Here is a 22,810-nt window from a genome sequence, read left to right on the forward strand (position 1 = left end):
CGAAAGATAGGAGGATATCATGTCCCGCGTCGCACTTGTTACCGGAGGCAGCCGAGGCATCGGTGCCGCCATTTCCAAAGAGCTGAAAGAAGCAGGCTATACCGTTGCCGCCACCTATGCCGGCAATGACGAGGCAGCGGCCAAGTTCACCGAAGAGACCGGCATCAAGACCTACAAATGGAACGTGGCGGACTACGAATCGTCCAAGGAAGGCATCGCGAAGGTCGAAGCGGACCTGGGCCCCATCGAGATCGTCGTCGCCAATGCGGGCATCACCCGCGATGCCCCCTTCCACAAGATGACGCCCGAGCAGTGGCACGAAGTGATCGACACCAACCTGACCGGCGTCTTCAACACCATTCACCCGATCTGGCCGGGCATGCGCGAGCGCAAGTTCGGGCGCATCGTCGTCATCTCTTCGATCAACGGCCAGAAGGGCCAGTTCGCGCAGGTCAACTATGCCGCGACCAAGGCGGGCGATCTGGGCATCATCAAGAGCCTCGCGCAGGAAGGCGCGCGCGCGGGTATCACCGCGAACGCGATCTGCCCGGGCTATATCGCAACGGACATGGTGATGGCGGTACCGGAGAAGGTCCGCGAGAGCATCATCGCGCAGATCCCCGCAGGGCGTCTGGGCGAGCCCGAAGAGATTGCGCGCGCGGTCAAGTTCCTTGTCGCCGATGACGCGGGCTTTATCAACGGCTCGACGATTTCGGCCAACGGGGCGCAGTTCTTCGTCTGATCCGAAAGGATTGCGAGACTAAAAAGGGCGGCTCGATCGAGCCGCCCTTTCCTTATCCCGTAAGAAGTCTGCAGCCTTCAGCGGGAAGCCTTACCGCGCAGCCAGGCCCAGGCCGCCTGCATCGCGGCGGCGCGTTCCTGGTGGGCGTTTTGCATCGCATTGCGGGTGGTGCGGTTGGTTGTGGCTTCGGTCATTGGGAGGGTCCTTTCGGCTGGAATCTTTAGTGTTTCTGTCTTGAAACGAATATGAACCTTTGACCGGAAACCGACAAACGAGACTTTTCAACGCTTCGGTTAAGATGTACTTAATTGAACATGGCATTGAGTCCCCCCCCCCTGACAGCCCTGCGCGCCTTCGATGCGGCTGCACGGCACATGTCCTTTGCCAAGGCAGCGGAAGAACTGAACGTCACGCCCGCCGCGCTGAGCTTTCAGATCAAGTCGCTGGAGGAGCATCTAGGCGCCCCGCTCTTTCGCAGATTGAACCGGGCGGTGGAATTGACCGACGCAGGCCGGGCGCTGGCCCCGGATGCGAAAGCGGCGTTCGAAACACTGACGAATGGCTGGCGCGCGGCGCAACGGACGCAGGACCACCAATCCCTGACGGTAACCGCCGGTCCTGCCTTTACGGCCAAGTGGCTGGCCCCCCGGCTTTTCCAGTTCGCCCATGAACATCCCGAGATCGAATTACGCTTTTCCGCCTCGCTCAGGCTGATGGACTTCGCCCGCGACGATGTGGATGTAGCGATCCGCTTTGGCTATGGCCCGGACCCGGGTCTCTATTCCCTGCCGCTGGCCGAGGAATGGGTGACGCCGGTGATGCTTCCGGAAATGGCCGAGCGCTATCCGACGCCGGAAAGCCTGCGCGATGCCGTTCTGATCGTTGACGAGTCCATCGGTTTTCTGGACCCGCCCGCCGATTGGGCCACATGGTCCGCCGCCATGGGGATCGAGCCGCTGGTCCCAACCGGGCCCCGGTTTTCGCAAGCCGACCATGCGCTTGATGCCGTGATGTCCGGGATCGGCGTGGCGCTTGGGCGGCGCGCCCTGGTCATCAAGGACCTCGCGGAGGAGCGGCTGGTGGCACCTTATGGCAAGGCACTGCCGACCGGCGCGCGTTTTCGCTTTGTCTGTGCCAAGGGAGCCGAAACGCGACCCCAGATCGCAGCCTTCCAGAACTGGATCCTGCGCGAGATTGACAGGACCGCGCATATCGCCCATGGGTTCGACATGTTGGAAAGACCCGTCCTCGAATGACCCGGCCACAGGCGACCGCAACCGGCTTTGTCGCCGTGTTGCTTTGGGCCTTGCTTGCACTCTTTACCGTCGGGTCGGCACCGACACCGCCGCTTTTGCTGAACACGCTCTGTTTCACCCTTGGCGGCACCTTGGGCCTGATCTGGGGATGGTTGGCGGGTGGCCTCGGGGCGCTTAGGCAGGTCCCCTTTCGCGTCTACATCTTTGGGACACTGGGGCTATTTGGTTATCACGCGCTCTATTTCTCGGCGCTGCGCCTTGCGCCAGCGGCGGAAGCGGGCCTCATCGCCTATCTCTGGCCCCTGCTGATCGTGATCTTCTCGGGCTTCCTGCCTTCGGAAAAACTGCGCGCCGGGCATTTGGTCGGGGCGCTGATCGGCTTTTCCGGTGCTGCCGTGATCATACTGGGGGGCAGCGACGGATTTTCGCAGGAATACGCCGCGGGCTACGGGCTTGCCTTTCTCTGCGCGTTGAGTTGGTCGAGCTACTCGGTGCTGTCGCGCGTGGTCGGCAGCGCACCGACGGCGACGGTGGGTGTGTTCTGCGTGGCTTCGGCCGCGCTTTCACTGCCGCTGCACCTGCTCTTCGAAGAAACCGTTTGGCCGCAAACGCCCCTAGCCTGGGCATCCGTCGCGGGACTTGGGCTTGGCCCGGTCGGCCTTGCCTTCTTCGTCTGGGATATCGGGGTGAAACGCGGTGACATCCAGCTTTTGGGAACAAGTTCCTACGCTGCGCCTCTGCTGTCGACGCTGGTGCTGGTCATGGCCGGTGTGGCCGCCCCAAGCTATACGCTGCTTTGGGCGGCCCTGTTGATTACCGGCGGTGCCGTGGCTGCGGCCCGCGCAAGCTTTCAATCGTAAGAGCTGAGGCTAACTCGACAGCCGCGCGATCTCCTCTTTCAGGCGCAGCTTTTCCTTCTTCATCGTTGCAACTTCCAGATCGTCAATCCCGGGAGAGCGCTGGGCACGTTCGACAGCCTCGCTCATCTCCTGGTGCTTCCGCTTGAGAGTCTCCAGATGTGCATTGAGAGCCATGTATACCTCCTTGATGAATGTTCAGAATTCGAGTGGATCACAGATCGCGGCGCAAGTCACGCCGCCCCGCAGCATACCCCGAGCGGTGGTAAAGGATTGCCTAACGCCGCCTAGAATTGCAGCGGCGCCGCGTCGCGCAAGACAGCGGCGATTGCGGGGACGTAGCTGTCGCCGTCTTCGATATGGGCAGGACCTTCATGCAGTATCAGCGGCGCGTGCAGGCGAAAGGCGCCGCGCCCGTTCTTGCGGGCGCGCAGGATGATACGCTCGGGTGCGCGGCCTGGGCGGGCGGTCAGCGGCAACACCTCGATCGATCCCATCTCGTGCGGAAGGGCACGGATGATGTCAGGCAAGCGCTCGGTCAGATGGATGAAATGCGCCTGACCCTTTGGTGCAAGTCTGCGCGCCGCCGTCCTGACCCAGGTTTGTAGCGGCGTGTCCGCCCCATGCGCCGCCTCGCGCGAGGGTTCGCCTGACGCAACGGAAGCAGCGCGGTCATAAAACGGCGGATTGGCGAGCACGTGATCAAATTGTCGCTGGCGGAGATGCAGGGGCATGTCGGAAAGGTCGGCTTCGACCAGTTCTAGCGCCTCGCCCCCGTTGCGTCGCGCGAGTGCCGCAAAGGCGGCATCGCGCTCCACGCCGGTGAGCGTCAGCCCCGGCAAGCGCGTCCCGAGACAGAGGATCGCGGTGCCCACACCGCAGCCCAGCTCCAGCACGCGTTGGCCTTTTTCCGCAGGAATGGAAGCACTTAACAGAACCGCGTCCATACCGGCACGGTAGCCTTGTCGGGGCTGCCACAGGTGCAGCCTGCCGCCGAGGAAGGCGTCATGCGTGAGGTCGCTGTCGGCGGACGCGCTCACATTCCCAGGTCGATGTTGTTTTCCAGAAGCACGCGTTCGGCCGCCGCATGATCGTCTGGGTGCACCATCAGGCGGCGCGGGAAAATACCGATACCGCCTTCGAGGGCGCTCATGTTTACGTCCATCGCGAAGCAGTCTATATCCTCACCGGCAAGAAGGGCCTGGGCAAAGGCGATGACCGTCATGTCCGTTGTGCGCAAGAGTTCCTTCATATCGGTGGTTTGAGCCAGAATGGCCAGATTGTCGAGCCTCATTGGATTTATGGGCTAAGGTCGTCCGGATGAACATCGAAACAAGCGTGAAACCCCATGACCGTCTGGCCGCCTACCTGCGCGGCGACATGGAGAAGGTCAGCGCGCTGATCGCCGAGCGCATGGCCTCGGAACATGCGCCGCGTATCCCGGAGGTGACGGCGCATCTGGTGGGCGCGGGCGGCAAGCGGCTGCGTCCGATGCTGGTCTTGGCGGCGGCGCGGATGCTGGGCTATGCGGGGCCCTATCACGTGCATCTGGCGGCGACGGTGGAGTTCATTCACACCGCGACGCTTTTGCATGACGATGTCGTCGACGAAAGCAAGCAACGGCGAGGGCGGCCCACGGCGAACCTGCTGTGGGACAACCAGTCGAGCGTGCTGGTGGGCGACTATCTTTTCGCGCGGTCTTTCCAGTTGATGACCGAACCTGGGTCAATGCGGGTGATGAGGATCCTGTCGAACGCGGCGGCGACAATTGCCGAAGGCGAAGTGCTGCAACTGACGGCGGCGCAGAACCTGGCGACGGATGAGGGCGTCTATCTGCAGGTGGTGCGGGGCAAGACGGCGGCGTTGTTCTCGGCTGCGACGGAAGTGGGCGGCGTGATCGCCGGGGCGGATGACGCGACGGTGCAGGCGCTCTTTGACTATGGCGATGCGCTGGGGATCGCGTTCCAGATCGTGGATGATCTTCTGGATTACCAGGGCGAAAGCGGGGCCACGGGCAAGAATGTCGGTGACGATTTCCGCGAACGCAAGCTGACGCTGCCGGTGATCAAGGCGGTGGCCAAGGCGGATGCCGAAGAGCGGGCCTTCTGGGTGCGCACCATCGAGAAGGGTCGTCAGGAAGAGGGCGATCTTGAGCACGCGCTGGGATTGCTGGACAAGCATCGGACCTTGGCGGCCACGCAGCAGGATGCGCTGGGGTGGGCTGCGAAGGCGAAGGCCGCTCTGGCGCCGTTGCCCGATCACGAGGTGAAGGGCATGCTTCTCGATATCGCCGATTACGTGGTGAGCCGGATCAGCTGAGGCGGCAGGCGCGGACCCACCAGTCAGGGTGCGCGTCAGCAAGTGCGGTTGCAGCGGTTTCGGCTGCCGAGCGATCTTCAAAAAGACCATAAACTGTGGCACCGGAGCCGGACATGCGGGCCAATTTCAGGCCCCGGCATGCGTTCAGAGCCTTCAGAACATCGTCGATCTGGGGCGCCTGCGCAGCCGCTGCCGTTTGCAGGTCGTTGCGCTGGCCAGCGAGCCAGGCGGTGAAATCCCCTGCACTCTGGAACTCGGGCAGGTGATCCGGCATCGGCGGGTTGTTCCGGCGGTCGAGCGCCTTGAACACCTCGGGTGTCGGGACGTGAACGCCCGGGTTGACGAGAACCGCTTCCAGCGTCGGCAGGTTCGGCACAGGCTCCAGCACATCGCCGATCCCACGCATCCGCTGGGCCGATGGGATGAGACAGACGGGGACGTCTGCGCCCAGCGCCCCTTGCCCGTCGCTCACCCCGAAATGGCGCAGGACGGCAGCAGCATCCGACGATCCGCCACCGATGCCCGCGCCGTGGGGCAGGTTCTTTTCAAGCGTAATGGCCGCTGTCTGACCCGCTTTCTCCGCAGCCTGCCAGACGAGGTTGCGGTCGTCGGTGGGCACGCCACCGGAAAAGGGACCCGTCACGGTGAGCGACAGGGTTTCGGAGGGCGCGAACCAGAGCCGGTCGCCAATGTCCGCAAAGACAACAAGCGAATCGAGCAGATGGTATCCATCCGCCCGTTGGCCCGTCACATGCAGGGTGAGGTTGATCTTTGCCGGGGCAAAGACCTCAGATGTCATTGGCGATCTTCAAGGGCGGCGCGCCTTCTTCCTCGAGCACCTTGTCGAGACCCACTTCCAGCTTGCGCCGGATGCGGGCCGGGTCTGCCTCGCTGTCGTTGTCCTCTTCATCAATGAAGGACAGCGCGCGGCTCCACTGGAACTCCGCCTCTCGCTTGCGGCCCACGGCCCAGTAGACGTCACCCAGGTGATCGTTGATCACAGGATCGACAGCGAGGAGTTCGACCGCGCGCTCCATCTGCACCACGGCTTCCTCGTAGCGGCCAAGGCGGTAGAGCACCCAGCCCAGAGAATCCACGATGTAGCCGCTGTTGGGGCTGGCCGCGACCGCGCGTTCGATCATCTCGAGCGCCTCGTCGAGATTGCGCTTCTGCTCGACCATGGAGTAGCCCAGATAGTTGAGCACCTGCGGCTGTTCGGGGTTCAGCTCGAGCGCGGCGCGGAAATCTGCTTCCATCGCCTCCTCGTTGCCCGAACGTTCGTGGGCGATACCGCGCGAGTAGAAAAGCACCCAGCGGGCGGGCGTCGTCTCTGAAGACAATTCGATGGCACGGTCGTAGGCGGCGATGGCGCGGGTGTAGTCTTCCTGTTTGCGCAAAACATCGCCCAAGGTGGAATGCACCGCAGCAAGATCGCCATGGGTGCGGGTCAGATGCTCCAGGACCTCGACGGCCTGCGCCTCCTTGCCAGAAAGGCGTAGCGCCTCGGCGCGGCCCAGTTCGGCCACGTGGAACGCCGGATCGTCCGCCGGAACGGCCTTGTACTCCTCTATCGCCAGGTCGTATTGGCCGAGGCTTTCCAGCAGGTCCGCTGTCAGCAGCAATGCGTCGATGTGATCAGGGCGCAGGAACCGGGCAATGCGGGAATACAGAAGGACATAGTAATCACCCGCCGCCTCGGATTTGAGCACGGCGGCGAAGGTGAAGAAGACCTCGGCAATTCCGGCAGTGGCATCGCGTACGTGTGAGAACTTGATGGCTTCCTTCGCCTCCAGCGCGGCGATCAGGCGATCCAGTTCAGGATCAGTTGCCTCACCGAAGCTGGCGCGCAGCACGGTCAGCGCCTCGTCGTGCCGGCCGAGTTGTCCGAGGATCTCCGCATGGGCCATAACGGCGCGCCGGGTCTGGCCGATGGCACCGGCCTGTGCTCCGCCAAAGATCGCTTCGGCCCCTTCGAAATCCCCCACGCTCGCCAGCGCGAGGGCCTTGTGGTACATCACGAAGCCCTGCATCCCCGCCTCTCGTGACAGCCCGTCGAAGGCAGCCATGGCCGAGGTCACATCACCTGCGCCCATGTGCGCCCATGCCTTGACGAGGCCATCCACCCAGGGGCCAATGCCGCTGGTATCGGGCGCGCGGTCAAGAAGCGGCGGGAATTCGCCCCGCTGGGCAAGATCGGCGGTGATAACCATCCGGGCTACCTGCGAGTTCTGGTTCTTTTCCTCCAACTGACGCGCCAGCGGTATGGCCCTGTCAACATCGCCAAAGGACAGCTGGGCGAGCACCGTGCTTTCGATCAGCTCAACATTGCCGGGATCCCGCGCCAGCGCTTCGGCGTAGTAGCGGGCGGCTTCGGCATAATCGCTGTTCACCGCAGCATTGCGCGCGGCAAGGTAGGCACCGGCCACGGATTGGGCGCTTGCCTGGGGGACGAAAGCGCCGCTCAGCAGCAGCGCGGCCACACCGGTAAGGACATTTCTGAACATCTTGGACTGCCTCGATTGCTTTGGCGCAAGGCTAACAGGTCCTATTGCGAGTGCAATGGGAGCGCATGTCGCATGACGAAGCTGTGAGCCACCCGCGCAAGAAAAAAGGCGGGGACAAGCCCCGCCTTTGCCGTTTTCCCGATGATACGGGTCACATGTTCGGATAGTTCGGCCCGTCCCCGCCCTGCGGCGTGGTCCAGGTGATGTTCTGGCTGGGGTCCTTGATGTCGCATGTCTTGCAGTGCACGCAGTTCTGGAAGTTGATGACAAAGCGCGGGTCCTTGCCGTCTTCCTGAACGAATTCGTAGACGCCCGCCGGGCAATAGCGCGCCGAGGGGCCCGCGTATTTCGGCAGGTTCACTTTCACCGGGATATCCGGGTCCGTCAGCTTTAGATGCGCAGGCTGGCTTTCCTCGTGGTTGGTGAAGGAGAAGGACACGTTGGTCAGGCGGTCGAAGCTGAGCTTACCGTCGGGCTTGGGATAGGCGATTTCCTTGTGCTTGGAAGCGGGCTCCGTCGCCTCGGCATCGGACTTGCCGTGGCCCATGGTGCCCAGCAGGGACGCGCCGAAGATCGAGGTGCACCACATGTCGAAGCCACCAATGGCGAGCGACGCGGTGAGGCCGTACTTGGACCACAGCGGCTTGACGTTGCGCACCTTCTTGAGGTCGCGGCCGATGGCCCCTTCGCGAACCTCCTTTTCGTAGTCGGGCAGTTCATCGCCGGAACGGCCGTCCTTGATCGCAGCATGTGCCGCTTCGGCGGCTGCGATGCCCGAGAGCATGGCGTTGTGATTGCCCTTGATGCGCGGCACGTTCACCATGCCGACGGAACAGCCGAGCAGCGCCACGCCCGGCGCGGTCATCTTGGGCATGGACTGATAACCGCCTTCGGTAATCGCCCGCGCGCCATAGGCCACCCGCTTGCCGCCTTCGAGCAGGTCGGCGACGATCGGGTGATGCTTGAAGCGCTGGAATTCCATGTAGGGGAAGACATGTGGGTTCTTGTAGCCAAGGTGGACAACGAAGCCCACGTAGACCTGGTTGTTGTCGAGGTGGTAGATGAAGGAACCGCCGCCTGCGTTCTTTTCCAGCGGCCAGCCCATGGTGTGGGTGACGGAGCCTTCCTTGTGCTTGGCCGGGTCGATCTCCCAGATTTCCTTCATGCCGATGCCGTATTTCTGCGGCTCCTTGCCCTTGTCGAGTTCGTATTTCGCGATCACCTGCTTAGAGAGCGACCCGCGCACGCCCTCGCAGAGGAAGACGTATTTGCTGTGCAGTTCCATGCCGGGCTCATAGCCGTCGCCCTTGGTGCCGTCTGGGCTGATGCCGAATTCGCCCGCCACAACGCCCTTCACCTCGCCGTTCTCGCCGTAGACGAGTTCCGAGCAGGCCATGCCGGGGAAGATTTCGACGCCAAGCGCTTCGGCCTGTTCGGCCATCCAGCGGCAGACGTTGCCCATCGACACGATGTAGTTGCCGTGGTTGTTCATCAGCGGCGGCATGGGAAAGTTTGGCACGCGCAGTTGGCCGTTTTCGCCCAGCATGTAGAATTTGTCCTCTTTCACCGGGACAGTGATCGGCGCGCCGTTTTCCTTCCAGTCGGGGATCAGGCGGTCGATGCCGATGGGGTCCAGCACGGCGCCCGAGAGGATATGCGCGCCCACTTCGGAGCCTTTTTCCAGCACCACGACGTTGCAATCGGGATCGAGTTGTTTGAGGCGAATGGCGGCAGACAGACCGGCGGGGCCCGCCCCCACGATCACCACATCGTATTCCATTGCTTCGCGTTCGATATCGGCCATGGCTGGGATTCCCTCCGGGCAAAAATACGTTTCACGTTGGCTAAACGAGCGATTGCCGTAATGCAATCGGGACGTAGGGTGAAAATTAGCGCGTTTCGTCCCGATGCTCTTGGGCGAATTGACGCAAGGCAATGGCATAGCCGAGCGTCCAGACAACCGTGATGATGCCAAGGCCGCGTTCCCAGATGCCGTCCCATTCCGTCGGCAGGATGAAGAAGATCGGCGCTGCGATCGCCCAAAGGGCGAGACATATCCAGGAGAGCGGTCTCATGAAGGACGCGATCCGCCCACCCTCCATCGCCATCAGTGCAAAGACGGCTGTGAACAGGATGCCGAGGACGTAGACGATGTAGATATGGATGACGATGCCCTCGTTGTCCCCATCGCCGTATTCGTTACGCGCGCCGATGATGACGACGCATAGCGCAAGCAGCACGAGGCAGAAGGTCAGGAGGCTCCAGCGGGTCACGCCGTTGTGGACATGTGCGGAGGCAAGGCCGAGCGCGACAAGCGAGATGGCGAAACCATAGAGCGAGACGTCCTGGATGATCTCGTATCGTCCGGCAGCAAGATCGCTGACCGTGTCGGCGACAAAGTCGTGGTTGGGGACCACGATTGAACCGACGATATTCCCGCCGACAAGACCGATGGCGCCCAAAACAGTCAGCCAGACGAGGGTCGCCATGAACCCGGGGGCGAGATATTGATGATCGGCATGCGGCATGGGCTTTCCTTTCGTCGGTTGAAAGCCCAACCTTGCAACCATTGGTGTTGTTCCCAGCGCGGATTGGCCAGATCGAAACCTCTATACCTCAGGCAAACGCGCGCTGCGGGACCGGGATGCGTCAGCTCTCGGGGCTGTCCCCCATCAGGTAGCGTGGCCCCTGCCCCTTTTGCGCGGCGCGGTCGGTCGGGTTGTAAAGCGCGCAGGCCTCGAGGCTGAGGCAGCCGCAGCCGATGCAGCCGTCGAGATTGTCGCGCAGCCTGGTCAGGGTCTCGATCCGCTGATCCAACGCCTCGCGAAAACCCTCACTGATGCTGGCCCAGTCCGACTTGGTTGGCGTACGCCCTCCCGGCAATTGATCGAGAAGCGCCTTGATCTGCGGCAGGGTAAAGCCGAACTGCTGGGCGATCATGACAAAGCTCAGCCGCCGCAGGTCGGCGCGTTCGAACCGGCGCTGGCCGCCGGCGTTCCGCCATGGCCTGATCAGCCCTTGGGCCTCGTAATAGCGGATGGCCGAAACGGCGAGACCGGTGCGATCCGCCAGCGCTCCGATGGAAAGACCTTCTGAAACTGCCATGAAAAATACCTTGACCTAAAGTTAGGTTTAGAAATTACGCTGCCTTCATCGAACATGCAATACAGGAGATTTGTCATGGCCGCGCAACTGGAACACGCCAATTACACCGTCTCGGACCCGGCCAAGACGGCCGCCTGGATGGAGACGCTTTTCGGGTGGCATATCCGCTGGCAGGGCGATGCCATTGCAGGCGGGCACACGGTGCACGTCGGGACCGATGACGCCTACGTGGCGCTGTACACACCGGGCAAGCCCGATGCGAATAGCGGCGGGAATTACACCACGGTGGGCGGATTGAACCATATCGCGGTGACGGTCGACGACCTTGACGCCGCCGAGACCGCGATCAAGGCGCACGGTTTCAAGACCGGCAACCACGCAGACTACGAACCCGGACGGCGCTTCTATTTCCATGACCACGACGGCATCGAATACGAGGTTGTCCAATACGGCTGACGGCCGGGGTTTGCCGGGTGCCCGAAGGCCCCTTGCAATTCCACCCCGGATTGGGTCAGGTATCCTTTGACCTGAGAAGAGAAACGGCTGCGCACCGGAGTGTCAGTGCGCGGCCAAGATGACGTGGACAAAGGCCCATGGAAAAGCTCCCGATGACCCGCGCAGGGCACGCCGCCCTCGAGGCGGAACTCAAGCAACTCAAGACCGAGGATCGCCCGGCGATCATCAAGGCGATTGCCGAGGCGCGCGAGCACGGGGATCTGTCCGAGAACGCCGAATATCACTCCGCCAAGGAAAAACAGTCTTTCATCGAGGGCCGGATCAAGGAGCTGGAGGGCGTGATTTCGCTTGCCGAGGTGATTGATCCCTCCAAGCTGTCGGGTCCGATCAAGTTCGGCGCAACCGTCACGCTGGTGGATGAGGATACGGACGAGGAGAAGACCTACCAGATCGTCGGCGAATACGAAGCCAGGATCGAGAACGGTTTACTCAACATCAAGTCACCCATTGCACGTGCTCTCATCGGCAAGGAAGAGGGTGATTCCGTCGAAGTGCGTACGCCGGGGGGCGACAAAGCCTATGAGGTTCTCAAGATCGTTTACGCCTGAGCGGGAGTGCCTAGATGGCTGAGACGACACAGTCCCCGCAAGACGTCACCGAAAGCCGCTCCAAGGGGGCAGCCACACCCGCGCGTCCGACGTCGCTTGGCATCTACGACCGGCCCAAGCAGGAGACGATCACAAGCATCGAGGTTATCGCGATCGTCCTCAGCGCGATCTGGCTTCTGGGTGCGATCTTTTTCTTCCTGATCCTGCGCGATGACAGCCCGGCGGGCGACGGCGCGGAAAGCCTACGATTCCTGATGACCATGCTTGCCGTTTTCATGCCCGTGGCGATGATCTGGGTGGCGGCGACGGCGGCCAAGGCCAGCCGGGTCATGCGCGAGGAAAGCCAACGCCTGCAGTCGGCGATCGACGCGATGCGCCAGTCCTACCTCAACCAGCAGCAAAGCCAAAACCTGCGGCCCGAAACCTCGGTCACCCGCAAGCTTGACGAGATCGCGGCAACAGCGCGCAAAACCGAGACGGCGCTTGCCACCTTCCAGTCGCGCCGGGAGGAAAATGCGCGCCAGCGCCTCGCGCCAGTGCAGCAGCCCGTCGACAATCAGCCCGCGCTGGCGCTTGGCACGCAGGCCAGCGACATGGCCCCGCAGTTGTCGAACGAGGATTTCATCCGCGCCCTGAACTTCCCCGAAACGGCGGAGGACGAGGTGGGGTTCGCCGCGCTGCGCCGTGCTTTGAAGGACCGCAACACCTCGCAACTGGTGCAGGCCGCGCAAGATGTGCTGACGCTGATGAGCCAGGATGGCATCTACATGGACGACCTGCGTCCCGACCGGGCGCGGCCCGAAGTTTGGCGACACTTCGCACAGGGCGCGCGCGGCCGGGCCATCGCGCCCCTTGGCGGCATCCGCGACCGCTCCTCCCTGGCGCTGACCAACGCCCGGATGAAGCAGGATCCGATCTTTCGCGATGCCGCGCATCATTTCCTGCGCCGCTTCGACAAGACATTCGCCGAGTTCGAGAAGAACGCGAGCGACAGCGAGATTTCCGCGATGGCGGATACGCGCACCTCGCGGGCCTTCATGTTGCTGGGGCGCTGTGCGGGGACGTTCGATTAGTTTTCAAACGTCGATCGCGCGGAGCTATTCATTCGATAGAACAGAGAGATAGCCTCGATAGAATTGCGCTACAATTGACGCAATCTGTGTGACTCCGTAATGCCTGCCCTCAATAGTCACATAGACATCCGGTCGGGTACTAGTGAAGAAATATTGATAGGCATCGGTGATGGATGGGTCTTGGGAGACTGATTGAACATCTTTATGCCAATAATAGTGCTTACTTGCGTTAGCTATCGCCCGAGCTAAATTCAGGCAATCAGAAAGGCAAATTGCAATCTGTTCTTCGGGTGTTCCTTGTCCTAGGTCCGCTGCCTCTAAATCGCTTATCCAAGACACACAATTCGGAGGGAGCCTTACTTCTTCGGCGATTTCGAGCAGGTCGACACTTGGCTTATTTTTGTAGTGAGTCTTGGTCCAATCCCTCAGGCAATGTGCCGTTACCATGCTATTGAAGATTTCATCAGGAAGGGGTGGCGCGCTGAACTGCTCAATTTCACGTTCCAGCTTTAGAAGAAGGTCCATCGGAGTTTTGAAGCCGTAGGAAGGGCTGTGGTTGTTAGTTCCATTGCTCATGTCAAACCCCGAAACTGCCGAAAGGAATGAAGCGCACCATGTCTCCGGGCGTCACCTCCATCCCCTGATCCGGCAATTCCACAAGCCCTTCCGCCCAGCTTAACCCGCTGATCCGCCCAGACCCTTCCGAGGCAAAGACCTCTGCCCGTCCGTCCCGCATCCGCGCGCGCAGGTATTCGCGGCGGCCCGCCTTCTTGCGTTTGGAAAAACCCGCGGGCACTTCGAAGCCCTGGGGCACGGACCAGTCGGCACCGGCAAGCAGGTCCATCGCCGGCCGCGCAAAGATCAGGGTGCAGACCATGGCCGCGACCGGGTTGCCCGGCAGGCCGAAGACCGGCTTGCCCCGCCACAGACCCAGCGCCAGCGGACGCCCGGGCTTGATCGCGATACGCCAGAGCGACATCGCCCCCGCCTCCTGCAGAAGCGCCGAAACGTGGTCTTCGTCCCCTGCCGATGCGCCGCCGCTGGTCAGGATCACATCGCAGGCAAGGGCGCCCTCGTTCAGCCGCAGTTCAATCGCCTCGCGGTGATCGGGCAGACGGCCCAGGTCGACGCCCTCGTGCCCGAAGCGCGAGATCATCCCCAGCAGCATCGGGCGGTTCGCGTCGTAGACCTGACCGTCAGCCGCCACCGCGCCCACCTCGACCAGCTCACTGCCGGTGGAGAGCACCCCGACCTTCAGCGGTCGCCGCACATCGAGGTCGGCGCTGCCTGTGGCGGACAACAGCGCCAGATCGGCGGGCGTGATACGGCGGCCTGCCGCCACCACCGTTTCCCCGACGGCCACATCCTCGCCCGCCTTGCGGGTGTTGGCAGCCTGCCTGACGGGGCCCGAAAAGCGGATGCGCTCGCCGTCGCGCACGACATCCTCCTGCAGCACGACCGTATCGACCCCTGCGGGCAGCGCCGCGCCGGTCAGAATGCGGATGGCATGGCCCTGGGGCACCTCGCCGGGCGCATCTCCCGCTGCGGCGCGTCCCGGCATGAGCGGCAATTCATGGACGCCCTCGCCCCGCGCCCCGGCAAAGCCGTAGCCGTCCACGGCGGTATTGGGCAGCGCGGGATTGGACCGGCGCGCCCGGACATCGGCGGCGGCGATCCGGCCCAACGCCGCGCCCAGCCGCACCGTTTCAAAGCCCGTCACCGGCGACAGCCTGTCGCGCAGCATGGTCAAAGCCTCGTCCACGAGCGTCCAATGGACACCGGGCGGCAGGGCAAAGCAATCGTTCCGCAGGGGCGGCGCGGCAAGCTCCTGCTCGAACCCGAGACCGAAAATCCAGCCTTCCTCTGGGGCCGTCACGTCCAGCATCGCGGCCAGCCGCTCGGGCGACAGGGCCGCGACCTGCCGGGCAACCTCTGTCACCTGCCAGGCGTCTTTGATCATCCCGTCAGGAGCGGTCCCGACGGTAAGCGATGGCCAAATCTCGACAAAGGCCACTTCCCGGTCGAGCGCATCGAAGGGCCAGATCGCCGCGTGGAACTGCCGCCTGAGCCGCGCGAGCACCGGCAGGCCGGTAAAGACCTGACCGCCCACGGCCCCTGCCCCGCCCATCTGCCAGCATGTGAAAGCCCCCTTGGCCCGCGCTTCGCTTTGCCGTCTCTCGGGGAAAGGGTTCCGGTAGCCGTTCTTGGTCGCAGGCAAGCCTTCGATCTCTTGGCCCGGTGGGCAGAACCAGAAGGGACCATGGCCGTGGCTGAGCGCACGGTTGATCTGGCCTGCCAGCTCGAAGCGGTTGTTGCGGTCCGGTGCATCCTCGATCCGTTCCTCGAACCAGTGCCAGAGGTCGATGGGATTGTTCGACCCGGTGAGCGCGTGGGCAAATCCGGCCGGGTATCCGAAGGGGAAGTCAAAACCAACCATCACCCTCCGCTTGCGCGCGGTTTCCTGTTCGAGAAGGTTGCTCAGCCACTCTTCGGCAACCTGCCTGTTGCGCAGATAGGCAGGCTCTTCGGCAACACCGTCGTGGTTCACAGCGGCCCAGATCGCATCCTTCTTAGGCGTCGGCCCACGGTCGTTCCCGCCTGCCCAGTCGACCATGACGATCGTATCGAAAACGCTCACAGACCCACCTCCGCCAGGATGAAATCGGCTATCGCTCGCGTGTCGTTCAGATCGAAAACCGGGCGGTCGAGGTCGAGCGGCACGTCGCTTGCCACCGCGCGCACCGTCGGATCGCCCGGCGCGATCAGCGGATTGCGGGTTTCTGCCCGGTGCGCCTCGACCTTGGGATGCCCGTCGCGCTTGTAGCCTTCGACCAGCACCAGATCGACGGGTTTGAGGCGGGCGAGCAGTGTGGCGAGGTCCGGTTCATCCGCGCCGCGCAACTCCTGCATCAGTGCGACCCGGCTGCGCGAGGCGAGGATCACCTCGGACGCTCCTGCCGCGCGGTGGCGATAGCTGTCCTTGCCGGGATGATCGACGTCAAAGCTGTGGTGCGCATGCTTCACAGTGGAGACGGTGATGCCGCGTCCGGTGATCTCGGATACCAGCCTTTCCATGAGCCCTGTCTTTCCCGCGTTCTTCCAGCCGACGACACCGTAGATCCTCACAGCATCGCCTCCGCCTGCGCGAGGTCTTCGGGGGTGTTCACGTTGAAAAAGGCCGCCTCCTGCGGAAAGAGCGCCTCGCGCCCGCCGTGCCTGTCGGTCCAGAGGATCACCTTGCGCAGGCCTTCCTTAAGCGCCTGCCGCAGGTCATCGCGCAGGGCCACGGGCCAGAGGCCAAAGGTCGGGTGCCGCGCGGTGCCGCGCTTGGCATCTGGGGTCGCCGCCAGAACAAGGGGGTGTTCCATGCCCTCACTCGCCAGCAAAAGCTGCGGGACGAGGTCGCGGGGGAAGAAAGGTGTATCGGCGGCGGCGGTCACAAGGGTCTCGCCCCCCTGCTCGGCCACCCAGTCGAGCCCGGCAAGAACGCCTGCGAGGGGTCCGGCGAAACCGTCGATGCTATCGGGGATCACCGGCAGCCCGACATCGGCAAAGCGCTCCGGATCGCCATTAGCGTTGAGCGCCAGACCCGCGACCTGCGGCTCCAGCCGGTCGATCACGCGCGAAAGGAGCGTGCGGCCCCCAAGCGACAGAAGCCCCTTGTCGCCACCGCCCATCCGCGTTGCCTGCCCTCCGGCAAGGATGACACCGTAGGGCTGTTTCACGCCACACCCCCCTTGCGGCCTATACGCGCGGGCTCATCGGCGACAGCCGCCGGATCGGCATCGCGAATGAGCCGTTCCTCTCCGCTCAGGCAGACGAAGCGCCTGCCCTTCATCCGCCCGATCAGCGTCAGCCCCACCTGCTGCGCGATCTCCACCCCCCAGGCGGTAAAGCCGGAGCGCGAGGCAAGGACCGGAATGCCCATCATCGCCGTCTTGATCACCATCTCCGACGTGAGCCGTCCGGTCGTGTAGAGGATCTTATCATCGGCCAGGACCTCTTCCGACAGCATCCAGCCCGCGATCTTGTCCACCGCGTTATGGCGGCCCACGTCCTCCATGTAGACGAGCGGGCGGTCGCCCTGGCACAGCACCGTGCCGTGGATCGCCCCCGCCTCGAGATAAAGCGACGGCGTGCGATTGATCTTGGCCGACAGCGCATAGAGCGACGAGGTGCGCACCGGGGTGTGCGGCAGGATGACGTCCGACAGCCCCTCCATCATGTCGCCAAAGACAGTGCCCACGGCACAGCCGCTGGTGCGGGTCTTGCGGCTCAGCTTGTCCTCATAATCGGTCTGCCGCGCGGTCCGCACGACGACGACCTCAAGCTCCTCGTCGTAATCGACCCCGGTGATCTCATCGTCAGCCCGCAGCATGTGCTGGTTCCGCAGGAAGCCGAGCGCAAGAAACTCCGGATAATCTCCGATGGTCATCGCGGTGACGATTTCCTGGCTGTTGAGGTAGATCGTGAGGGGCCGTTCCTCGACCACGCGGATGGTGGTCCGCTGCCCGTCGTGGTCGACACCTTCGACCGCTCGGGTCAGCCGCGGCGCGGCAGGATCGGGCGCGATCAGATAGTCGCTGATATCCGGGTTCTGGGCCAATTGTATCCCTCAGCCGATGCCGTTACGAGTGTCCTCGCAGTCTAAGGATTTCCCATGCGCACCTCCACACCGAAATCCGCCTACGTGCGGGGCGTTCTTGACGGTTTGCCGTTTATCCTGGTGATCATTCCATTCGCCGCGCTCTTCGGGCTTCTGGCGGTCGAGGCGGGGCTCAACGTGGTCGAAGCGCTGGTGTTCTCGCTGGTGGTCATCGCGGGGGCCGCACAATTCACCGCCCTGCAACTGATGCAGGATGAGGCACCGACGATCATCGTGCTGGCCTCGGCGCTGGCGGTGAATTTGCGCATGGCGATGTATTCCGCCTCGCTCACGCCTTACATCGGTTCCGCACCGCTCTGGCAGCGGGCGCTGGCGGCCTACCTGACCGTCGATCAGTCCTACATCGTGGCGGTCAGCAAGTTCGAGCGGGAACCGGCGATGACCGTACCCCAGCGGGTCGCCTATTTCCTTGGTGCGGTCACGCCTGTGGCGCCGCTCTGGTATGTCTTTACGGTCGTGGGCGCGGTTCTCGGCGCACAAGTCCCCGAAAGCTGGGCGCTCGATTTCGCGATCCCGATCACCTTTCTGGCCATGATCGGGCCGATGTTCCGTACCCTCGCCCATGTGGCCGCGGCCTTTGTCGCGGTGGTGGTCAGCCTGCTGGCCGCGGGCGTGCCCTATTCCCTCGGCATCATCATCGCGGGGGCGGCGGGCATGATCGCGGGTGCGCAGGTCGAACTATGGTTGGAGCGCCGCAAGGGGGCCGAGACATGATCGACAAGACCACCCTCTGGAGCGTGATCATCGGGCTGGGATTGGGCAGCTTCCTGTTGCGCTTTGCCTTCACAGGGTTCGTGGGCGACCGGCCGATGCCTGCATGGCTGCTGCGCCATCTGCGCTACACGGCGGTTGCGGTCCTGCCAGCGCTGGTGGCGCCGCAGGTGCTCTGGCCCGCAGCGACGGACGGCGTGCCAGACCCTGCACGGATGGCCGCGGCGGCGGTGACGCTGGCGGTGGGCCTCATCTCGAAAAACGTGCTGGCGGCGATGCTGGCTGGCGGTGCGACGCTTTACGGGATGCTACTGCTGCTGGGCTAGACGCACGGCGCGGACCGCGTCGATGATGTGGCCCTCGTCATCCTCGAAAAGCTTCGTCGTCTTTACATCCGGACGCTCCGCGATCTGCTCCATCAACTTGACGGGGTAGAAGGTGCTTTTGATGTTCTCGAAGCCCGGCACGTTCTGCAAGACGCCCGTGGTCGCGTTGGTGCAGAAGGCACCGGGCACCGGGCCGTTCTTCTGGACGAGACGCAACGCGATCTCGGCTTGTTCCGCCGTGACCGGGATTTCCTGCGAAACGACGTGGAATGTCGCCCGCGCATGGGCGGACTTGTAGGCCTGCAACCAGCCGGGCGTGATGCCGTAAAGAACGTCGCCGCGTTCGATCACGGGACTCAGACGGAAGGAGCCTGCCGGATCGAAGATAACCCGCTGCGAGCCGTTGATCATCAGTGAGGAATGGCCGCCCGCGCCGGTGCGGTTGTTCACCATCGTAAATACGGTGATGCTGGGCGGTTCGGACGAGCGATAGGCCGCGGCGGCAACCGCCTGCGGCGGGCTGTCGGGACTGTTGTCGACGGAGCAACCCGCGATCAGGGCGACACCGACAAGCGCAGCAAAGAGCTTTCTCACGATGATCGCCCCCGTCGCGGAACCAAAGCTGTTCAGCGGATGAAGATCGCCATCAGGACCAGCAGGACGAGGATGATGATCGTCGTCTTGGTGACAAAGCTCATGAACCCCGCAAAGGTCTTTTCCTGCGTCTTGATGTCCATGGTGCCATGTTCGTGTTCGGCCATTTTGATGTCCCTCAGAGTCTTGGTTTCGGGCTAACTACCCTATTTGCACAATGCTGTCACGCGGTCAAAGCACATCCGCAGGCAGCGGTCAGGATGTCGCGGCCTGTGCCTTTTCAAGATCTTCGACAAGCCGGAAGCCGATGCGGTTCGGGGCCTTGCCCGGCCTGGCCTTGGGCAACGCACGGAAGATAACGCTCAGCTGGCTGACGTGCTGGACCAACTGCGTACGCCCGCCCTCGGCGTCTGTGCCATAGAACGTGACGATGTCAGGGTCGAAATAGCCCATCCCCTCGATCCGCAGCACGCCCGCATTGCCACCGACAAAACCCATGGCGACCTCGTGTTCGTTGTCGAGCTGTTCCTCGAAGTTCCTGAGGTAAAGCACCGTCCGCTCGTAGGCCCATTGCGCGGGGCTTTTCTGGGTGACGGGTTTCCGGGCGATACAGTCGGGCACGTTCGGGCCTTTGTTGCTGGACTCATCGGGGCTGCAATGGGCCTCGTAAAGGCGCGGAAGGGCGTCGGCCTCGATGGCTTCCGCAGCGGTGCTGATCGTGTCGTCCATGGGCCCTTACCCCTTGCGCTGGTAAATCCATGCGCCATCCGCCTCACGCAAGCTGCGCGTGGCATGGCCTGTCTGGTAAAGGTGGCTCAGATGCGCCACCGCTTCAACCAGAGCCAGTCCGTATTCCGCTTCTCCTATCGTTCTTTTGAACAAGGGGGCGAAGCATTCCGAGGCAGCCTTGGGCGTTTCGATGAAATCCAGAAGCCGTTTCAAGGCTCCATGGTGATTATCGATCAACTGCTCCATCCGCTTGGGCAGGCCGGTGAAGGGCAGTTTGTGCCCGCCCAAGACAAGGTGGTCGACGCGCGCGAGGGGGGCGAGGCGTTCGCAGGCCTCCAGCCATTCGCCTATGGGATCGGCCATGGGTTCGGTCGGATAGACACCGACGTTGGGACTGATCGAGGGCAGGATCTGATCGCCCGCGATGACGAGGTTGTCATCCCGGCTCCAGAAGGTGGCGTGTTCGGGCGCATGGCCGTTGCCGATGTGGATGTCCCAGGTGCGCCCGCCCATAGTGATCGTGTCGCCCTGCTTGATCCGGGTGTAGCCCAGCGGCAACGGGGCGACGATATCTGCGAAATTGAAGGGCCGGTCCTGCTTGCGTTTCTCAAGGATATGGGTGTCCATCCCCGACTGGCGATAGAAACTGAGGGTCTCGGCGGGCGCGACCTCTTGTTCATCCAGCGTCAGCATCCGCGCGGTCAGCCAGGCGGTGCGCGTGGTGACCAGTTCCGCCCCGTGCTCGGTCTGGAACCAGCCTGCGAGGCCGACGTGATCGGGGTGGTGGTGTGTCACCACAACACGGCTCACCGGCTTGCCGCCCAGCGGCCCCGCCAGCGCCTCCGTCCACAGCGCCTTGGACTTCTTCGACGCAAAACCGGTGTCGACGATCGTCCAGCTGTCGCCCTCGTCGAGCGCGTAGATGTTCACATGGTCTAGCTTCATGGGCAGCGGCATGCGCAGCCAAAGCACGCCATCGGCCACTTCGATAACCTCGCTGCCATGGGCAGGCGGCGTGTCCCACGGATAGCGCAAACCGGCTGGTGCTTGCGTGTTCATCAGGCGGACAACTCGTCGAGGTCCATGGCATAAAGGTCGTCCTGACCGATCCGCACTGTCTCAAGAAGCGACGCGTGCTCGGGGAGCAGCCGGTTCATGTAGAACCGCGCCAGCTTTTCGCGCGGGCCACCCCGGTCGGCCATCGCCGCATGCAAATGGAAATGCGCGCCCAGCACGCGGGCAAAGGCGTGCAGATAAGGCACAGCACCCGCGAAACGGTCGGTCAGATCCTCCTTCGACGTGAGCCAGTCGGTCGTCTCGCGCAGGGTCTCGCTTGCCTGCCAGACGGCCTCGGCCATGTCGGGCAGATCGGCGCGGGCGGCTTCGGCGCCTTCCTCGATCTCGTCCAGCATGCGGCCCGCCATTTCGCCGCCGTCCATCATCTTGCGCGCAACAAGGTCCATCGCCTGAATGCCATTGGTGCCCTCGTAGATCGCCGTCACGCGGACGTCGCGCAGGAATTGCGCGGCCCCCGTCTCCTCGACGAACCCCATGCCGCCGTGAACCTGGATGCCGATATCGGCGACGCGTATGCCAACCTCGGTACCGAAGGCCTTGGCGATGGGTGTCAGAAACGCCGCGCGCGCGGCCCATCCGGCATCGCCCGTCGCCTCCGCCATGTCGATGGCCATTGCACAGCTGAGCGCGATGGCGCGTGCGGCGAAGACATCCGCTTTCATCGCCATCAGCATCCGCCGGACGTCCGCATGGGCCGCGATGGTGAACCCGTGGATCGACTTCCCCTGCTTGCGTTCAAGCGCGTAGGCCATCGCGTGCTGAAAGGCGGCCTCGGCCACGCCGATGCCCTGGCAGCCGACGCCAAGACGGGCGTTGTTCATCATGGTGAACATTGCCGCCATGCCACCCTGTTCGGGGCCCACCATCCAGCCTCTGGCGTTCTCGTACTGCAGCACCGCCGTAGGGGAGCCATGGATCCCCATCTTGTGCTCAAGGCTCACGGTGGTGACGCCGTTGCGCGGGCCGACCGAGCCGTCCTCTTTGGGCAGGAACTTCGGCACCAGAAAGAGGCTGATGCCCTTCGTCCCCTCGGGCGCACCGGGAAGCCGGGCCAGCACGAGGTGGCAGACGTTCTCCGCCATGTCGTGATCGCCCCAGGTGATATAGATCTTCTGCCCCGTGATGCTGTAGGTGCCGTCGCCGTTGGGCTCCGCCTTGGTCTTGAGGGCACCCACGTCTGAACCCGCCTGCGGCTCGGTCAGGTTCATGGTGCCGGTCCATTCGCCGGAAATCAGCTTGGGGAGATAAAGTGCCTTGATTTCCTCGCTGGCATGATGCTCAAGCGCCTCGATCTGGCCCTGCCCCATCAGGGGTGCGAGCTGCAGCGACAGGCAGGCACCCGACATCATCTCGTTCACGGCACTCGTCAGAAGCATCGGCAGGCCCATGCCGCCGTACTCAGGGTCGGCCGAAATGCCGATCCAGCCGCCTTCAGCGATGGCCTTCCAGCCCTCGTCGAAACCGGGCGAAGTGCGCACGACACCGTTTTCAAGCCGGGCCGGGTGCAGATCACCGGCACGCTGCAGAGGCGCCAGCACCTCATCGCACATCTTGCCCGCCTCGGAGAGAATCGCCTGGGTCAGATCGCTGGTCGCTTCGGCGAACTTGTCTGTCTGTCGCAGTGCCTCGGCATCCAGGATGTGTTCGATCAGAAAAGTGTACTCGTCAACGGCAGCGTGAAAGGGCATGTGTGGTTCCTCTGGTATTCACAGATTGGCTTGGCAACCCGGACGGGGCCCTGATAAGGGCACGCGCGGATTACCATGAAATGCGGGCTTTGCCACCTG

General features: G+C 63.2%; 27 protein-coding genes. 9 read left to right on the top strand and 18 right to left on the bottom strand.

The window, feature by feature from the left end; genetic code table 11:
- Positions 1-19 precede the first annotated feature (19 nt).
- From phbB to yddG, 3 genes are all read left to right on the top strand, one after another.
- The gene (phbB, locus tag AB2B41_RS08765) at positions 20-742 is read left to right on the top strand and encodes an acetoacetyl-CoA reductase (protein WP_367877398.1); all 723 of its coding nucleotides are present in this window, start codon (positions 20-22) and stop codon (positions 740-742) included.
- A 314-nt stretch (positions 743-1,056) separates the two neighbouring features.
- Positions 1,057-1,998 (top strand): transcriptional regulator GcvA, encoded by a 942-nt coding sequence (locus AB2B41_RS08770; RefSeq protein WP_367877399.1) that lies wholly within the window; start codon positions 1,057-1,059, stop codon positions 1,996-1,998.
- Positions 1,995-2,858, top strand: a complete 864-nt coding sequence (gene yddG, locus AB2B41_RS08775) for an aromatic amino acid exporter YddG (RefSeq protein WP_367877400.1) — start codon at positions 1,995-1,997, stop codon at positions 2,856-2,858. Before AB2B41_RS08770 ends, yddG begins: the two co-directional genes overlap by 4 nt.
- Before the next feature lie 9 nt (positions 2,859-2,867).
- On the opposite strand, the gene AB2B41_RS08780 is transcribed toward yddG, so the two are convergent.
- From AB2B41_RS08780 to AB2B41_RS08790, 3 genes are all read right to left on the bottom strand, one after another.
- Complete coding sequence (locus AB2B41_RS08780; protein WP_367877401.1) at positions 2,868-3,032, bottom strand: YdcH family protein; 165 nt, start codon at positions 3,030-3,032, stop codon at positions 2,868-2,870.
- 110 nt (positions 3,033-3,142) lie between these two features.
- Positions 3,143-3,895: a tRNA1(Val) (adenine(37)-N6)-methyltransferase gene (locus AB2B41_RS08785; RefSeq protein WP_367877402.1), complete on the bottom strand. Its 753-nt coding sequence runs from the start codon at positions 3,893-3,895 to the stop codon at positions 3,143-3,145.
- Positions 3,892-4,107, bottom strand: coding sequence for a putative signal transducing protein (locus tag AB2B41_RS08790; RefSeq protein ID WP_367877403.1), 216 nt, complete (start codon positions 4,105-4,107; stop codon positions 3,892-3,894). Before AB2B41_RS08790 ends, AB2B41_RS08785 begins: the two co-directional genes overlap by 4 nt.
- Positions 4,108-4,175: 68 nt before the next feature.
- Between AB2B41_RS08790 and AB2B41_RS08795 the strand changes: the two genes are divergently transcribed.
- A complete protein-coding gene (locus AB2B41_RS08795) occupies positions 4,176-5,174 on the top strand; it encodes a polyprenyl synthetase family protein (RefSeq protein WP_367877404.1) in 999 nt (332 codons plus the stop codon).
- Here AB2B41_RS08795 and AB2B41_RS08800 read toward each other — a convergent pair.
- The 5 genes from AB2B41_RS08800 to soxR form a co-directional block, all read right to left on the bottom strand.
- Complete coding sequence (locus AB2B41_RS08800; RefSeq protein ID WP_367877405.1) at positions 5,167-5,973, bottom strand: 4-(cytidine 5'-diphospho)-2-C-methyl-D-erythritol kinase; 807 nt, start codon at positions 5,971-5,973, stop codon at positions 5,167-5,169. The genes AB2B41_RS08795 and AB2B41_RS08800 overlap by 8 nt on opposite strands.
- On the bottom strand, positions 5,963-7,678 hold the full coding sequence (locus AB2B41_RS08805; protein WP_367877406.1) for a tetratricopeptide repeat protein: 1,716 nt from the start codon (positions 7,676-7,678) through the stop codon (positions 5,963-5,965). The genes AB2B41_RS08800 and AB2B41_RS08805 overlap by 11 nt, the downstream gene beginning before the upstream one ends.
- 151 nt (positions 7,679-7,829) lie before the next feature.
- Positions 7,830-9,482, bottom strand: coding sequence for an electron transfer flavoprotein-ubiquinone oxidoreductase (locus tag AB2B41_RS08810; protein WP_367877407.1), 1,653 nt, complete (start codon positions 9,480-9,482; stop codon positions 7,830-7,832).
- Positions 9,483-9,567: 85 nt separating this feature from the next.
- Positions 9,568-10,206: a DUF998 domain-containing protein gene (locus AB2B41_RS08815; RefSeq protein WP_367877408.1), complete on the bottom strand. Its 639-nt coding sequence runs from the start codon at positions 10,204-10,206 to the stop codon at positions 9,568-9,570.
- 121 nt (positions 10,207-10,327) lie between these two features.
- On the bottom strand, positions 10,328-10,783 hold the full coding sequence (gene soxR / locus AB2B41_RS08820) for a redox-sensitive transcriptional activator SoxR (protein WP_367877409.1): 456 nt from the start codon (positions 10,781-10,783) through the stop codon (positions 10,328-10,330).
- A 75-nt stretch (positions 10,784-10,858) separates the two neighbouring features.
- Between soxR and AB2B41_RS08825 the strand changes: the two genes are divergently transcribed.
- The 3 genes from AB2B41_RS08825 to AB2B41_RS08835 all read left to right on the top strand — a co-directional run bounded on the left by AB2B41_RS08825 (position 10,859) and on the right by AB2B41_RS08835 (position 12,920).
- The gene (locus tag AB2B41_RS08825) at positions 10,859-11,239 is read left to right on the top strand and encodes a VOC family protein (protein WP_367877410.1); all 381 of its coding nucleotides are present in this window, start codon (positions 10,859-10,861) and stop codon (positions 11,237-11,239) included.
- A gap of 137 nt (positions 11,240-11,376) precedes the next feature.
- On the top strand, positions 11,377-11,847 hold the full coding sequence (gene greA / locus AB2B41_RS08830; RefSeq protein ID WP_367877411.1) for a transcription elongation factor GreA: 471 nt from the start codon (positions 11,377-11,379) through the stop codon (positions 11,845-11,847).
- A gap of 14 nt (positions 11,848-11,861) precedes the next feature.
- A complete protein-coding gene (locus tag AB2B41_RS08835) occupies positions 11,862-12,920 on the top strand; it encodes a hypothetical protein (RefSeq protein WP_367877412.1) in 1,059 nt (352 codons plus the stop codon).
- 24 nt (positions 12,921-12,944) lie between these two features.
- Here the strand turns inward: AB2B41_RS08835 and AB2B41_RS08840 are convergent, their stop codons facing one another.
- The 5 genes from AB2B41_RS08840 to AB2B41_RS08860 are packed head-to-tail and all read right to left on the bottom strand — an operon-like array spanning position 12,945 to position 17,532.
- Positions 12,945-13,496 (bottom strand): hypothetical protein, encoded by a 552-nt coding sequence (locus AB2B41_RS08840; protein ID WP_367877413.1) that lies wholly within the window; start codon positions 13,494-13,496, stop codon positions 12,945-12,947.
- A 1-nt stretch (position 13,497) separates the two neighbouring features.
- Entirely contained in the window at positions 13,498-15,558 is a 2,061-nt protein-coding gene (locus AB2B41_RS08845; protein ID WP_367877414.1) for a molybdopterin-binding protein, read from the bottom strand.
- Positions 15,555-16,046 carry a molybdopterin-guanine dinucleotide biosynthesis protein B gene (gene mobB / locus AB2B41_RS08850; RefSeq protein ID WP_367877415.1) on the bottom strand — a complete coding sequence of 164 codons (492 nt, stop codon included), beginning with the start codon at positions 16,044-16,046 and terminating at the stop codon, positions 15,555-15,557. Before mobB ends, AB2B41_RS08845 begins: the two co-directional genes overlap by 4 nt.
- Positions 16,043-16,645, bottom strand: coding sequence for a molybdenum cofactor guanylyltransferase MobA (mobA, locus tag AB2B41_RS08855; protein WP_367877416.1), 603 nt, complete (start codon positions 16,643-16,645; stop codon positions 16,043-16,045). Before mobA ends, mobB begins: the two co-directional genes overlap by 4 nt.
- Entirely contained in the window at positions 16,642-17,532 is an 891-nt protein-coding gene (locus AB2B41_RS08860; RefSeq protein ID WP_367877524.1) for a formate dehydrogenase accessory sulfurtransferase FdhD, read from the bottom strand. Before AB2B41_RS08860 ends, mobA begins: the two co-directional genes overlap by 4 nt.
- A gap of 48 nt (positions 17,533-17,580) precedes the next feature.
- Between AB2B41_RS08860 and AB2B41_RS08865 the strand changes: the two genes are divergently transcribed.
- Positions 17,581-18,300, top strand: coding sequence for an AzlC family ABC transporter permease (locus AB2B41_RS08865; RefSeq protein ID WP_367877417.1), 720 nt, complete (start codon positions 17,581-17,583; stop codon positions 18,298-18,300).
- Positions 18,297-18,623: an AzlD domain-containing protein gene (locus AB2B41_RS08870; protein ID WP_367877418.1), complete on the top strand. Its 327-nt coding sequence runs from the start codon at positions 18,297-18,299 to the stop codon at positions 18,621-18,623. Before AB2B41_RS08865 ends, AB2B41_RS08870 begins: the two co-directional genes overlap by 4 nt.
- Here the strand turns inward: AB2B41_RS08870 and AB2B41_RS08875 are convergent.
- The 5 genes from AB2B41_RS08875 to AB2B41_RS08895 all read right to left on the bottom strand — a co-directional run bounded on the left by AB2B41_RS08875 (position 18,606) and on the right by AB2B41_RS08895 (position 22,711).
- The gene (locus AB2B41_RS08875) at positions 18,606-19,217 is read right to left on the bottom strand and encodes a hypothetical protein (RefSeq protein WP_367877419.1); all 612 of its coding nucleotides are present in this window, start codon (positions 19,215-19,217) and stop codon (positions 18,606-18,608) included. The genes AB2B41_RS08870 and AB2B41_RS08875 overlap by 18 nt on opposite strands.
- A 32-nt stretch (positions 19,218-19,249) precedes the next feature.
- Positions 19,250-19,384, bottom strand: coding sequence for an aa3-type cytochrome c oxidase subunit IV (locus AB2B41_RS08880; RefSeq protein WP_367877420.1), 135 nt, complete (start codon positions 19,382-19,384; stop codon positions 19,250-19,252).
- Positions 19,385-19,472: 88 nt separating this feature from the next.
- On the bottom strand, positions 19,473-19,946 hold the full coding sequence (locus AB2B41_RS08885; RefSeq protein ID WP_367877421.1) for a DUF6173 family protein: 474 nt from the start codon (positions 19,944-19,946) through the stop codon (positions 19,473-19,475).
- A 6-nt stretch (positions 19,947-19,952) separates the two neighbouring features.
- A complete protein-coding gene (locus AB2B41_RS08890; RefSeq protein WP_367877422.1) occupies positions 19,953-21,005 on the bottom strand; it encodes an MBL fold metallo-hydrolase in 1,053 nt (350 codons plus the stop codon).
- A complete protein-coding gene (locus AB2B41_RS08895) occupies positions 21,005-22,711 on the bottom strand; it encodes an acyl-CoA dehydrogenase family protein (RefSeq protein WP_367877423.1) in 1,707 nt (568 codons plus the stop codon). The genes AB2B41_RS08890 and AB2B41_RS08895 overlap by 1 nt, the downstream gene beginning before the upstream one ends.
- Positions 22,712-22,810 lie beyond the last annotated feature (99 nt).

Origin of the sequence: Sulfitobacter sediminis, assembly GCF_040811725.1 — a bacterium.
GTDB classification, from domain to species: domain Bacteria; phylum Pseudomonadota; class Alphaproteobacteria; order Rhodobacterales; family Rhodobacteraceae; genus Sulfitobacter; species Sulfitobacter sediminis.

What these genes read in the sequence shown, in the direction of transcription:
- phbB (WP_367877398.1), top strand. Translation starts at nt 20, where the DNA reads ATGTCCCGCGTCGCACTTGTTACCGGAGGCAGCCGAGGCATCGGTGCC.
- AB2B41_RS08770 (WP_367877399.1), top strand. Translation starts at nt 1,057, where the DNA reads ATGGCATTGAGTCCCCCCCCCCTGACAGCCCTGCGCGCCTTCGATGCG.
- yddG (WP_367877400.1), top strand. Translation starts at nt 1,995, where the DNA reads ATGACCCGGCCACAGGCGACCGCAACCGGCTTTGTCGCCGTGTTGCTT.
- AB2B41_RS08780 (WP_367877401.1), bottom strand. Translation starts at nt 3,032, where the DNA reads ATGGCTCTCAATGCACATCTGGAGACTCTCAAGCGGAAGCACCAGGAG.
- AB2B41_RS08790 (WP_367877403.1), bottom strand. Translation starts at nt 4,107, where the DNA reads ATGAAGGAACTCTTGCGCACAACGGACATGACGGTCATCGCCTTTGCC.
- AB2B41_RS08795 (WP_367877404.1), top strand. Translation starts at nt 4,176, where the DNA reads ATGAACATCGAAACAAGCGTGAAACCCCATGACCGTCTGGCCGCCTAC.
- AB2B41_RS08800 (WP_367877405.1), bottom strand. Translation starts at nt 5,973, where the DNA reads ATGACATCTGAGGTCTTTGCCCCGGCAAAGATCAACCTCACCCTGCAT.
- AB2B41_RS08805 (WP_367877406.1), bottom strand. Translation starts at nt 7,678, where the DNA reads ATGTTCAGAAATGTCCTTACCGGTGTGGCCGCGCTGCTGCTGAGCGGC.
- AB2B41_RS08810 (WP_367877407.1), bottom strand. Translation starts at nt 9,482, where the DNA reads ATGGCCGATATCGAACGCGAAGCAATGGAATACGATGTGGTGATCGTG.
- AB2B41_RS08815 (WP_367877408.1), bottom strand. Translation starts at nt 10,206, where the DNA reads ATGCCGCATGCCGATCATCAATATCTCGCCCCCGGGTTCATGGCGACC.
- soxR (WP_367877409.1), bottom strand. Translation starts at nt 10,783, where the DNA reads ATGGCAGTTTCAGAAGGTCTTTCCATCGGAGCGCTGGCGGATCGCACC.
- AB2B41_RS08825 (WP_367877410.1), top strand. Translation starts at nt 10,859, where the DNA reads ATGGCCGCGCAACTGGAACACGCCAATTACACCGTCTCGGACCCGGCC.
- greA (WP_367877411.1), top strand. Translation starts at nt 11,377, where the DNA reads ATGGAAAAGCTCCCGATGACCCGCGCAGGGCACGCCGCCCTCGAGGCG.
- AB2B41_RS08835 (WP_367877412.1), top strand. Translation starts at nt 11,862, where the DNA reads ATGGCTGAGACGACACAGTCCCCGCAAGACGTCACCGAAAGCCGCTCC.
- AB2B41_RS08840 (WP_367877413.1), bottom strand. Translation starts at nt 13,496, where the DNA reads ATGAGCAATGGAACTAACAACCACAGCCCTTCCTACGGCTTCAAAACT.
- AB2B41_RS08865 (WP_367877417.1), top strand. Translation starts at nt 17,581, where the DNA reads ATGCGCACCTCCACACCGAAATCCGCCTACGTGCGGGGCGTTCTTGAC.
- AB2B41_RS08870 (WP_367877418.1), top strand. Translation starts at nt 18,297, where the DNA reads ATGATCGACAAGACCACCCTCTGGAGCGTGATCATCGGGCTGGGATTG.
- AB2B41_RS08880 (WP_367877420.1), bottom strand. Translation starts at nt 19,384, where the DNA reads ATGGCCGAACACGAACATGGCACCATGGACATCAAGACGCAGGAAAAG.
- AB2B41_RS08885 (WP_367877421.1), bottom strand. Translation starts at nt 19,946, where the DNA reads ATGGACGACACGATCAGCACCGCTGCGGAAGCCATCGAGGCCGACGCC.
- AB2B41_RS08890 (WP_367877422.1), bottom strand. Translation starts at nt 21,005, where the DNA reads ATGAACACGCAAGCACCAGCCGGTTTGCGCTATCCGTGGGACACGCCG.
- AB2B41_RS08895 (WP_367877423.1), bottom strand. Translation starts at nt 22,711, where the DNA reads ATGCCCTTTCACGCTGCCGTTGACGAGTACACTTTTCTGATCGAACAC.